8 protein-coding genes and 1 pseudogene are annotated in these 11,724 nt (G+C 68.7%); 5 read left to right on the top strand and 4 right to left on the bottom strand.

Annotated elements, in window-relative coordinates; translation table 11 throughout:
- The 5 genes from infB to pnp all read left to right on the top strand — a co-directional run.
- A partial coding sequence (gene infB / locus ACKVMH_RS10560; protein ID WP_412700249.1) for a translation initiation factor IF-2 occupies positions 1 to 1,891 on the top strand: 1,891 nt, incomplete at its 5' end.
- Positions 1,892 to 1,896: 5 nt separating this feature from the next.
- Positions 1,897 to 2,262: a 30S ribosome-binding factor RbfA gene (gene rbfA, locus ACKVMH_RS10555; RefSeq protein WP_412700248.1), complete on the top strand. Its 366-nt coding sequence runs from the start codon at positions 1,897 to 1,899 to the stop codon at positions 2,260 to 2,262.
- Positions 2,259 to 3,206: a tRNA pseudouridine(55) synthase TruB gene (gene truB, locus ACKVMH_RS10550; RefSeq protein WP_412700247.1), complete on the top strand. Its 948-nt coding sequence runs from the start codon at positions 2,259 to 2,261 to the stop codon at positions 3,204 to 3,206. Before rbfA ends, truB begins: the two co-directional genes overlap by 4 nt.
- 172 nt (positions 3,207 to 3,378) lie before the next feature.
- Positions 3,379 to 3,639, top strand: a complete 261-nt coding sequence (gene rpsO / locus ACKVMH_RS10545; protein WP_215218149.1) for a 30S ribosomal protein S15 — start codon at positions 3,379 to 3,381, stop codon at positions 3,637 to 3,639.
- A 151-nt stretch (positions 3,640 to 3,790) separates the two neighbouring features.
- Positions 3,791 to 5,899: a polyribonucleotide nucleotidyltransferase gene (gene pnp / locus ACKVMH_RS10540; protein WP_215218148.1), complete on the top strand. Its 2,109-nt coding sequence runs from the start codon at positions 3,791 to 3,793 to the stop codon at positions 5,897 to 5,899.
- 69 nt (positions 5,900 to 5,968) lie between these two features.
- Here the strand turns inward: pnp and ACKVMH_RS10535 are convergent, their stop codons facing one another.
- The 4 genes and pseudogenes from ACKVMH_RS10535 to ACKVMH_RS10520 all read right to left on the bottom strand — a co-directional run.
- Positions 5,969 to 7,345, bottom strand: coding sequence for an aldehyde dehydrogenase family protein (locus tag ACKVMH_RS10535; RefSeq protein WP_412700246.1), 1,377 nt, complete (start codon positions 7,343 to 7,345; stop codon positions 5,969 to 5,971).
- Positions 7,342 to 8,172 carry an SDR family NAD(P)-dependent oxidoreductase gene (locus ACKVMH_RS10530; protein ID WP_412700245.1) on the bottom strand — a complete coding sequence of 277 codons (831 nt, stop codon included), beginning with the start codon at positions 8,170 to 8,172 and terminating at the stop codon, positions 7,342 to 7,344. The genes ACKVMH_RS10535 and ACKVMH_RS10530 overlap by 4 nt, the downstream gene beginning before the upstream one ends.
- 73 nt (positions 8,173 to 8,245) lie before the next feature.
- Positions 8,246 to 11,449, bottom strand: coding sequence for an error-prone DNA polymerase (locus ACKVMH_RS10525; RefSeq protein ID WP_412700244.1), 3,204 nt, complete (start codon positions 11,447 to 11,449; stop codon positions 8,246 to 8,248).
- An 8-nt stretch (positions 11,450 to 11,457) separates the two neighbouring features.
- Positions 11,458 to 11,724: pseudogene (locus ACKVMH_RS10520) on the bottom strand (DNA polymerase Y family protein); the annotation flags it as partial.

Below are 11,724 nucleotides of genomic sequence, written 5' to 3'. Positions count from 1 at the left end.
CGCCGGCCAGATGCACCTGAGCGCCTCCGACCGTGCGCGCCGCACCAGCAGCACCCGTGGCCGCGCCAAGCCGCGCCGCCACGCCGACCAGGCACGCTCGGGCACCGGCTTCACCCGGCCGACCGCGCCGATCGTGCGCGACGTCGCCATCGGCGAGACCATCACCGTGGCCGACCTGGCGCAGAAGATGGCGCTCAAGGGCGGTGAGGTGGTCAAGGCCCTGTTCAAGATGGGCGTGATGGCCACGATCACCCAGAGCATCGACCACGACACCGCCGCGCTGGTGACCGAGGAGCTCGGCCACAACGTGGTGCGAGCCGATGCGTCCGACGTCGAGAACGAGCTGCTCGCCCACGTCGAGAGCGTCGAGGGCGACAAGGTCGCGCGTCCGCCGGTGGTCACCATCATGGGCCACGTCGACCACGGCAAGACCTCGCTGCTGGATTACATCCGCCGCACCAAGGTCGCCACGGGCGAGGCCGGTGGGATCACCCAGCACATCGGTGCGTACCACGTCGAAACCGGCAAGGGCGTCATCAGCTTCCTCGACACCCCGGGCCACGCGGCGTTCTCGTCGATGCGTGCCCGCGGCGCGAAGCTCACCGACATCGTGGTGCTGGTGGTCGCGGCCGATGACGGTGTCAAGCCGCAGACCATCGAGGCGGTGCAACACGCCAAGGCCGCCGGCGTGCCGCTGATCATCGCGGTCAACAAGATCGACAAGTCCGACGCCGACCCGCAGAAGGTCAAGAACGAATTGCTCGAGCACGAGGTCGTGGCCGAGGAGTTCGGTGGCGACACCCAGTTCGTCGAGCTGTCGGCCAAGACCGGCCAGAACGTCGACGGGCTGCTGGATGCCATCTCGCTGCAGGCCGAGGTCCTCGAGCTGCAGGCCGTGTCCGAGGGCCGCGCGAGCGGCGTGGTGATCGAATCCGCACTCGACAAGGGCCGCGGCCCGGTCGCGACCGTGCTGGTCCAGCAGGGCGAGCTCAAGAAGGGCGACTACCTCGTGTGCGGCGTGCAGTTCGGCCGCGTGCGTGCATTGTTCGACGAGACCGGTTCGCAGGTCGAGTCGGCCGGTCCGTCCATCCCGGTGCAGGTCCTGGGCCTGTCGGGCGTGCCCGACGCCGGCGACGATTTCGTCGTGGTCGAGGACGAGCGCCTGGCCAAGGACGTCGCCCAGCAGCGTGACGCCAAGCGCCGCGAGTCGCGCCTGGTTGCGCAGGGCGGCAACCGGATGGAAGACATCATGGCGCAGCTGGGCACCGGCGAAGGCCAGCTCAGCCTGCCGCTGATCATCAAGGCCGACGTGCAGGGTTCGGTGCAGGCGCTGAAGGAAGCGCTCACCGCGCTGTCGACCGAGGCGATCCGGATCAACGTCATCGGCTCCGGCGTGGGCGGCATCACCGAGTCCGACGCGCAGCTGGCGTCGACCTCCAAGGCCACCATCATCGGCTTCAACGTCCGTGCCGACGCGTCCGCGCGCAAGGTCATTGAGACCAACGGCGTCGACCTGCGCTACTTCTCGATCATCTATGACGTGATCGACCAGGTGAAGCAGGTGGCATCGGGCATCCTGGGCGTGGAGATCCGCGAGGACATCATCGGCACCGCCGAGGTCCGCGACGTGTTCCGCAGCTCCAAGTTCGGCGCGGTCGCCGGCTGCATGGTGGTCGAGGGCGTGGTCAAGCGGAACAAGCCGATCCGCGTCCTGCGCGACAACACCGTCATCTTCGAGGGCGAGCTGGAATCGCTGCGCCGCTTCAAGGAGAACGTCGACGAGGTCCGGGTCAACACCGAGTGCGGCATCGGCGTGAAGCAGTACAACGACGTCAAGCCGGGCGACCAGATCGAGTGCTTCGAGCGCGTCGAGGTCCAGCGCACGCTGTAATCGACATGCCCAAGACCTTCCATCGCACCGACCGCGTTTCCGCCCAGCTCCGCCGCGAGCTGGGCGCCCTCGTGCACGACGCCGTGCGCGAGCATGGCCTGCCCTCGATCAGCGTGTCCGATGTCGAGGTCACCCGTGACCTGGCCCACGCCAAGGTGTTCGTGGTGGCGCTGCAACCCGAACGCGCGGCCGAGGCGATGAAGGGCCTGAAGGGACTCGTGAAGCCCCTGCGTTACGAGCTTGGCAAGGCGGTCAAGCTCCGCCATGTGCCGGAGCTGCATTTCCACTACGACGATTCGTTCGATCGGGGCGAGCGCATCGAGAACCTGTTGCGCGAGAACCCGCCGACGGACGTCGACGACGCCGAGTGAGCAGGCGTTCACGCACGGTCTTCCGCCCGCTGGATGGACTGCTGCTGCTCGACAAGCCCGCGGGCGTGAGTTCCAACCAGGCCCTGCAGCGGGTCCGCCACCTGTTCCGGGCCGCGAAGGGCGGCCATACCGGCAGCCTGGATCCGCTGGCCACCGGGTTGTTGCCGATCTGCTTCGGCGAGGCGACAAAGATTGCGGGGCTACTGCTCGGCGCGCGCAAGGCCTATCGGACCACCGCGGTGCTCGGCGTTACCACCGACACCGACGACGCCGACGGCCAGCCGCTGCGCGAACGGGAGGTGCCGACACTCGACGATGCGGCGATCGAAGCCGCGCTGGCACGGCTGCGGGGTGCGATCGTGCAGCGCGCCCCGATTTATTCGGCCCTCAAGCAGGGCGGTGAGCCGCTATACGCCAAGGCGCGCCGGGGCGAGGCGATCGAAGCGCCGGAGCGCGCGGTGATGGTGCATGCGCTGGACCTGCTGGAGCGCCAGGGGCCGCGGCTCACGCTGGAGGTGGAGTGCGGCTCGGGCACCTACGTCCGCAGCCTCGTCCGCGACCTCGGCGAGTCACTGGGGTGCGGCGCACACGTGGAGGTGCTGCGACGGCTCTGGGTCGACCCGTTCCGGACCCCGCGGATGTACACCCTGGAACAGCTCCAGGGGATTGCCGAGGCCGGTGGCGAGCCGGCACTGGATGCCTGCCTGCTGCCGATCGAGGCCGGGCTGGCCGAATTCCCGTCGGTCCAGCTGGACGCCCCGCAGGCGGTCCGGTTCGGGCGCGGCAACCCGGCGCAACCCGAGGCCGGACCCGCCGGCCCGATCGAGCCGGTCGCGGTATATGAACGCGAAGGCCGCGTGCTCGGACTCGGGCAACTGGACGCGGCCGGGATGGTGCATCCCCGGCGCCTGTTCACCTGGGCGACGCAGCTGCCCGGGAGCTGACGAACGGTTGTTTCCAGCTTGTGACCCCGGTCGCGGCCAGCTACAATTCGCAGGCTTTTTCAAGCAAACCTGCAACATTCTTCCAGCAAGCGGCGGACCGGGCGGTGCGTCGGCGTCGGCATTTCCGGCGGCGACAGCGTTCTGCAGGTCGCGCATCACGAGGCAATACCAGATGTCCATCGACACCAGCAAGATCATTGAAGACAACAAGCGCGGCGACAACGACACCGGCTCCCCGGAAGTCCAGGTCGCCCTGCTCACCGCCCGCATCGAGCAGCTCCAGGGTCACTTCAAGGAGCACAAGCAGGACCACCACAGCCGTCGCGGCCTGCTGATGATGGTGAACCGCCGTCGCAGCCTGCTCGACTACCTGCACCGCAAGGATGCCGGGCGCTACAAGGCGCTGATCACCAAGCTCGGTCTGCGCCGCTGATCGAAGTACCCTCCGCGGCGCAGTGATGCGCCGCGGTTGTTTTCGGGGTCGGACGACGGATCGGTCGGACGTCCCCGGGGTCGCGAGCCGGCGACCGACCGGGCAGGGCATGGGCACTGCGCGGATCGCACAGAACCGATAGGAACCCAACGTGGCAAAAATTACCAAGACCTTCCAGTACGGCAAGCACCAGGTCACCCTGGAAACCGGCGAGATCGCCCGCCAGGCCGGCGGCGCCGTCATCGTCAAGGTTGAAGACACCGTGCTGCTGGTCAGCGCCGTCGCCAACAAGACCGCGCGCGAGGGCCAGGACTTCTTCCCCCTGACCGTCGACTACCAGGAGAAGTTCTACGCCGGCGGCCGCATCCCGGGTGGCTTCTTCAAGCGCGAGGGTCGCGCGACCGAGAAGGAGACGCTGATCTCGCGCCTGATCGATCGCCCGATCCGTCCGCTGTTCCCGGAAGGCTTCCGCAACGAAGTCCAGATCATCGCCACCGTGATGTCGATGAACCCGGAAATCGACGGCGACATCCCGGCGCTGCTGGGCGCGTCCGCCGCGCTCGCGCTTTCGGGCGCGCCGTTCGACGGCCCGATCGGCGCCGCGAAGGTCGGTTACAAGGACGGCCAGTACCTGCTCAACCCGAGCAAGAGCGAGCTTGAGGATTCCAAGCTCGAGCTGGTCGTCGCCGGTACCCAGGCCGCCGTCCTGATGGTCGAGTCCGAAGCCGACGTGCTGTCGGAAGACGTGATGCTCGGCGCGGTGATGTTCGGCCACAAGGAAATGCAGGTCGCGATCAACGCGATCAACGAGCTGGTCGCCGAAGCCGGCAAGCCAAAGTGGGACTGGGCGGCGCCCGCCCGCAGCGACGCCATCGTCGGCGCGCTCAAGGGTGCCATCGGCGACCGCCTGTCGGCCGCCTTCCAGATCCGCAACAAGGCCGAGCGTCGCGACGCCATCTCCGCGCTCAAGAAGGAAGTGCTGGCATCGCTGGCCGACCAGATCGAGTCCAACGAGTGGAACCCCGCCGAAGTCTCCAAGGAGTTCGGCGAGCTCGAGTACGAGACCATGCGTGGCGCCGTGCTCAGCACCAAGATCCGCATCGACGGCCGCAACCTCGACACCGTGCGCCCGATCGCCTCGAAGGTCAGCATCCTGCCGCGCGTGCACGGCTCGGCGCTGTTCACCCGCGGCGAGACCCAGGCGATCGTCGCCGTCACCCTTGGTACCGCGCGCGACGGCCAGATCATCGATGCCGTGTCGGGCGAGTACAAGGAGCACTTCCTGTTCCACTACAACTTCCCGCCCTATTCGGTCGGTGAAGCCGGCCGCATGATGGGTCCGAAGCGTCGCGAGATCGGCCACGGCCGCCTTGCCAAGCGCGGCGTGCTGGCCGTGATGCCGACGATGGAAGAGTTCCCGTACACCATCCGCGTCGTCTCGGAGATCACCGAGTCGAACGGTTCGTCGTCGATGGCCTCGGTCTGCGGCAGCTCGCTGGCGCTGATGGATGCCGGCGTGCCGATCAAGGCGCCGGTGGCCGGCATCGCGATGGGCCTGGTGAAGGAAGGCGACGACTTCGTCGTGCTGTCCGACATCCTGGGCGACGAGGACCACCTCGGCGACATGGACTTCAAGGTGGCCGGCACCAGCGAGGGCATCTCCGCCCTGCAGATGGACATCAAGATCCAGGGCATCACCGAGGAGATCATGAAGACCGCGCTGGCCCAGGCCAAGGCCGGTCGCCTGCACATCCTCGGCGAGATGGCCAACGCGCTGACCAACCCGCGTGACGAGCTGTCCGAGTTCGCGCCGCGCCTCATCACGATCAAGATCCACCCTGACAAGATCCGCGAAGTGATCGGCAAGGGCGGCTCGGTGATCCAGGCGATCACCAAGGAAACCGGCACCCAGATCGACATCCAGGACGACGGCACGATCACGATCGCCTCGGTCAACGCGATCGCCGGCCAGGCCGCCAAGGACCGCATCGAGCAGATTACCTCCGACGTCGAGCCGGGCCGCATCTACGAAGGCAAGGTCGCCAAGATCATGGACTTCGGTGCGTTCGTGACGATCTCCCCCGGGAAGGACGGCCTGGTGCACGTCTCGCAGATCTCCAACGATCGTGTCGAGAAGGTCAGCGACGTGCTCAAGGAAGGCGACGTGGTCAAGGTCAAGGTGCTGGAAGTCGACAAGCAGGGCCGTATCCGCCTGTCGATGAAGGCCATCGAGGAAGGCGAGGGCACTCCGGCCAGCTGAGCCGACGCCTTCTGCAGGACACACGGAAAAGCGGGCTTCGGCCCGCTTTTTCGTTTCCGGATGGCGCTGTCAGAGCAGGCGTCGCAGCAGGCGTGACTTGAAGCGCGTGTAGGGCGGGTAGGCGAAGCGAAGCGTGTCCAGCAGCGTGCCCTTGGAGAACACCGGCCGCAGCTGGCTGAAGGTATCGAACGAGTGGCGGCCGTGATAGCGGCCGATACCGCTGCCGCCGACGCCGCCAAATGGCAGCCCCGGCACCGCCAGGTGGGCGGCGCAGACATTGACGCCGATCGCCCCGGCGCGCACGCCGGCTTCGACCGCGTTGCGCACGTCATTGCGGCCGGTGAACACGTACGCCGCCAGTGGGGGCTCGCCCTGGCTGGCATGCCGGATCGCCGCGGCCACGTCGGGCACCCGGATCACCGGCAGGATCGGCCCGAAGATTTCCTCCTGCATCAGCACCCAGTCCGCCGGGGGATCGAGCACGACGGTGGGGGCGATGTAGCGCCGGTCCCGGTCATGCTGCCCGCCGATCGCCGGGTCGACGCCGTCGACTGCCGCGGCCAGCCGGTCGAAATGGCGCGCGTCGACGATCCGCCCGTAATCCGGATTGGCGGCCGGGTCCGGCCCGAAGAATTCGAGCAAGGCCTGGCGCAGGTGCCGTACCAGCTCGTCGGCGAGCGGTTCGACCACCAGCACGTGGTCCGGCGCCACGCAGGTCTGGCCGGCGTTGAGGAACTTGCCGTGGACGATGCGGCGGGCGATCGCGGTCAAGTCGCCATCGCTGACGATGGCGGGCGACTTGCCGCCCAGTTCCAGCGTCACCGGCGTCAGGTGGCGAGCGGCGGCGCTGGCGACGATCCGTGCGACGCGGGCGCCGCCGGTAAAGAAGACGTGGTCGAAGCGCTGCTCGAGCAGTGCCGAGGCGACCGCGGCGTCGCCCTCGACCACCGTGACCGCGTCGGGGTCGAGATATGCCGGGATCGCGGCGGCCAGTGCCCGCGACGTGGCCGGTGCCATCTCGCTGGGCTTGAGCAACACGCAGTTGCCCGCAGCGAGCGCACCGCACAGCGGCGCCAGCAGTAACTGCAGCGGGTAGTTCCACGGCGCAATGACCAGCACCACCCCGAGCGGTTGCGGCTCGTTGCGTGCACGGGCCGGCTGCAATGCCAGCGGCACCGCCACCCGCGAGCCGCGACTCCAGCGGCGCAGGTGCCGCAGTGCGTGGTCGACCTCGCCCAGGGTGAACCCGATTTCGGTGACGAAGCTCTCCAGCGCCGGCTTGCCGAGATCCTCGTGCAGTGCGGCGGTGAACTCGCCTTCCCGTTCGACCAGCATCCGTCGCAACGCCTGCAGTTGCTGCCGGCGCCAGTGCAGCGGTCGAGTGCGGCCGCTGAGGAAGGTGTTCCGCAGCCGGTCGATCCGGTCGTTTGGTGGCCGCGCACTCACGGGCGCGGCTGCCGGCCGGTGAAGTGGTCCATCGAGGAATAGACCTGGAACACCCGTCCGGCCAGCCAGTCCCAGGCCGGTTGCGGCAGCAGTCCGCGCAGCGCGCCGCTCAGCGCCACGGTCCACGGCAGCATCAGCCGCGGCTTGCCGCGCTTCATCGCCCGCCATGCCCGGTCGACCACGTCGGCCGGTTCCACCAGCGGCGTCAGCAGTGGCGGGCGGGCGCCGTCGAACATGCCGGTCTTGATGTAGCTCGGGATCAGGGTGGTCACTCTGACGTGGCGGTGACCGGCGCGTACCAGTTCCAGCCGTACCGAATCGCTCCAGCCGATGACCGCCCACTTGGACGAGGTGTACACGCTCATCATCGGCACCGACAGCATCCCCGAGGCCGATGCTACGTTGAGCAGCCGGGCCGGACGCTTGTTGGCGATCATCGCCGGCAGGAATTCGCGGGCGACGTGCATCAACGCCAGCGTGTTGATGCGGATCACGAACTCGGTGTCGCGTACCGGATCGTGCTCCCAGAAGTGTTTGCTGCGGACCACCCCGGCGTTGTTGATGACGATGTCCGGGTCGCCGACTTCGGCGCGCACGCGGGCCGCGGCCGTAGCGATGTCGGCCAGCGAGGCGAGGTCGACGACGTGGGCGTGGACCGTGCCGCCGAGGCGGACCAGCTCGTCGCGGGTGGCCGCCAGGGTTTCGCCGTCGATGTCCCAGAGCACCACCGCGGCGGCGCCCTCGGCCACGGCGCGTTCGGCGTAGAGCCGGCCCATGCCCATGGCCGCCCCGGTGACCAGGACGATCCTGCCTTCGACTGTCTGCATGCGGCTCTCCCCTCGATGCGCCCGATTATGCATCGGCGCCGCACGGCCATGCGCCTGCGTATTGAGGCCTGCGTCAATGAAAGTCGCGCGAGCGGGCATCCAGGTCGCCCAGCAGCGAAGTCAGGTTCTCCAGTCGCCGGGCGACCAGGTGTTGCACGCCGTCACGGCTCTCCAGCCGACCGTCGACCGCGAGCAGGCGGGATTCCAGCAACTCGCGCCGTTGCCGTTCGACGAGCGTGCGCCAGACCACGACGTTGGTCATGCCGTCCTCGTCTTCCAGCGTCATGAAGACCACCCCGCTGGCGGTCTGCGGGCGCTGGCGAAGGGTCACCAACCCGGCGACGCGCACGTTGCGGCCGTGCGGCATGCGGGCCAACTCGCCCGAGCGGCGGCAGCGCCGGCCCGACAGCGCCTTGCGGATCATTGATACCGGATGCTGCCCGAGAGTGGTGCCGACCATCGCGTAGTCGGCGCGCATGTCCTCGTCGGCGCTCGGCAGCGGCAGCACGATCCGGTCGTCATCCGCCTTCGCCGGCGCCTGGGCGAACAGCGGCAATTGCGGTTCGACTCCGGTGATCGCCCAGCGGGCGCGGTGGCGATGGCCGGCCAGGCCGCGCAGGGCACCGGCGTCGGCGAGCAGGGACTGGAGGCGGCGGTCGAGGTTGGCGCGGGCGCACAGATCGGCGACATCGATGAAGTCCCGTTGCCTGCGAACGGCCTCGATGCGTTGCGCGGCTTCGGGTTGGAAGCCGCGGATCATTCGCAAACCCAAACGGATCGCCGGTTGCCGTGCAGCAGGCGGTGGCGACGTCGGCGAGTCCTCTTCCAGGCTGCAGTCCCAGCCGCTGAAGCGCACGTCGACCGGCAGCGTGCGGATGCCGTGGCGGCGCGCGTCCTGCAGGATCTGGTCGGGCGAGTAGAAGCCCATCGGCCAGGAATTGATCAGCGCGCAGGCGAATGCCGCCGGCTCATGGCATTTCAGCCAGCTGCTGGCATAGGCGATCAGGGCGAAGCTGGCGGCATGCGACTCGGGGAAGCCGTAGTCGCCGAAGCCCTTGATCTGTTCGAAGAGGCGCTGGGCGTATTCGAGCGTGTAACCGTTGCGTAGCATGCCTTCGGTCAGTTTCTGGCGATGCGGTTCCAGCCCGCCGCGGCGTTTCCAGGCCGCCATCGACCGGCGCAGCTGGTCGGCCTCGCCGCCGGAATAATCGGCCGCGACGATCGCCAGTTGCATCACCTGTTCCTGGAACAGCGGCACGCCGAGGGTGCGCTCGAGCACGGCCTTGAGCTTCTCGGACGGGTAGTCGACCGGAGCCTGGCCGGTGCGGCGCAGCAGGTAGGGATTGACCATGTCGCCCTGGATCGGACCGGGGCGGACGATCGCGACCTGGATGACCAGGTCGTAGAAGGTCTTCGGGCGCAGCCGCGGCAGCATCGCCATCTGCGCGCGCGACTCGATCTGGAACACGCCGATGGTGTCGGCGCGGCTGATCATGTCGTAGGTGGGTCGGTCCTCCTTGGGGATGTCGCCCAGCTGCATGTCGCGCCGGCCCGATGCGCGCAGCAGGTCGAGGGTCTTGCGCACCGCGGTCAGCATGCCCAGCGCGAGGCAGTCGACCTTCATCAGGCCGATCTCGTCGAGGTCGTCCTTGTCCCATTGGATCACGGTGCGGTCGTCCATCGCCGCGTTTTCCACCGGCACCAGGGTGTGCAGCGGATGTTCGGAGATCACGAAGCCACCGGGGTGCTGGGACAGGTGGCGCGGCATGCCGATCAGCTCGCCGGTCAACGCGACCACCTGTCGCAGCAGCGGCGAGTCGGGGTCGAAGCCGCGTTCGCGCAGGTGCTCGGCGATCGGCGCATTNCCGATCAGCTCGCCGGTCAACGCGACCACCTGTCGCAGCAGCGGCGAGTCGGGGTCGAAGCCGCGTTCGCGCAGGTGCTCGGCGATCGGCGCATTGCCGCCCCAGCGGTCCATCGTCGAGGCCAGTTCGGCGACCATGTCGGTGGGCAGGCCGAGTGCCCGGCCGACGTCGCGCACCGCGCCGCGGCCCCGGTACTGCGTCGCCACCGCGGTCAGCGCGGCGCGCTCGCGGCCGTAGCGGTTGAACACGTACTGCAGGACCTCCTCGCGGCGCTCGTGCTCGAAGTCGATGTCGATGTCCGGCGGCTCGTCGCGCTCCTCGGAGATGAAACGCTCGAACAGCATGTTCATGCGTGCCGGGTCGATCTCGGTCACGCCCAACGTGTAGCAGATCACCGAGTTGGCGGCCGAGCCGCGACCCTGGCAGAGGATGTGCTGCGAACGGGCGAAGCGGACGATGTCGTGCACGGTCAGGAAGTACGACTCGTAGCGCTTTCTGGCGACGAGCGCGAGTTCCTTCTCGATCAGTCCGCCGGCCTTGTCGTCCACGCCTTCGGGCCAGCGCCAGCGCGCGCCTTCCTCGACCAGGTGGCGCAGCCAGCTGCCGGCGTCGTGGCCGGGCGGGACCAGCTCGTGCGGGTACTGGTACTGCAGGTCCCGGCGCATGTCGAAACGGCAGCGCTCGGCGATCCGCACGGTTTCGGCCAGCAGGTCGGCACCGTAGATGGCCGCGAGCGCGCGTCGGCCGCGCAGGTGGCGCTCGCCGTTGGGGAACAACCGGTGGCCGGCCTCGGCGACGGTGACGTGGTGGCGGATCGCGGTCATCGTGTCCTGCAGCGCGCGGCGCCCGCGGACGTGCATGTGGACGTCGCCGGCCGCCACCAATGGCAGGCCGAGGCGGTCACCGGCATTGCGCAACTGCGCCAGCCGGGCCCTGTCGTCGGGGCCACGATGCAGCTCCACCGCCAGCCACGTGCGGTCCGGGAAGGTGTCGCGGGTCCAGCCCGCGTGCTCCTCGTCGGGGGTCGCGCCCGGGACCCATAGCGCCAGCAGGCCGTCGGTGGCCGCGAAGTCCTCGCGCAGCAACCGGTAATGGCCTTTCGGTGCACGGCGGCGCGCGCGGGTGATCAACTGGCACAGCGCGGTATACCCGGCCTTGTCCTCGACCAGCAGGACCAGCTTGGGACCGTCCTCGACCTGCACCTCGCTGCCGACGATCAACCTGACCCCCGACCGCTTCGACGCCTCCAACGCACGCACGATGCCGGCCAGCGAGCATTCGTCGGTGATCGCCAGTGCGGTGTAGCCCTGCTGCTTCGCGCGCTCGAACAGCTCCGGCGCGACCGAGGCACCGCGCTGGAAACTGAAGGCCGACAGGCAGTGCAGTTCGGCGTAGTCGGGCAGGTGACCCATGACCGTGCTCAACCGAACCAGCCGTGCAGCATGAAACCGTCGGCGCGACCGTCGGCGGCGGGATCGCCGGCCGCGCGGAACGCCCAGGCGTGCTGGCCCAGGCTGGTCTCGACCAGGTAGTAGTCGCGGCGCACGTCCGCCTCCCACCAGCCTGATTCGATCCGTTCGGGGCCGGCCAGGATGCGGACGTGGTGGTCGCGCAGCGGCGCCGGGTGCGGCAGCAGCCAGCCGGGGCGCGGCAGCGGCGGTGCGGTGGTGTTGCGGGCGGGTTCGCT

Source organism: Lysobacter zhanggongensis (genome assembly GCF_046638635.1).
GTDB lineage: Bacteria > Pseudomonadota > Gammaproteobacteria > Xanthomonadales > Xanthomonadaceae > Novilysobacter > Novilysobacter luteus.
This window is presented reverse-complemented; position numbering and strand designations above follow the sequence as displayed.

What these genes read in the sequence shown, in the direction of transcription:
- rbfA (WP_412700248.1), top strand. Translation starts at nt 1,897, where the DNA reads ATGCCCAAGACCTTCCATCGCACCGACCGCGTTTCCGCCCAGCTCCGC.
- ACKVMH_RS10530 (WP_412700245.1), bottom strand. Translation starts at nt 8,172, where the DNA reads ATGCAGACAGTCGAAGGCAGGATCGTCCTGGTCACCGGGGCGGCCATG.
- rpsO (WP_215218149.1), top strand. Translation starts at nt 3,379, where the DNA reads ATGTCCATCGACACCAGCAAGATCATTGAAGACAACAAGCGCGGCGAC.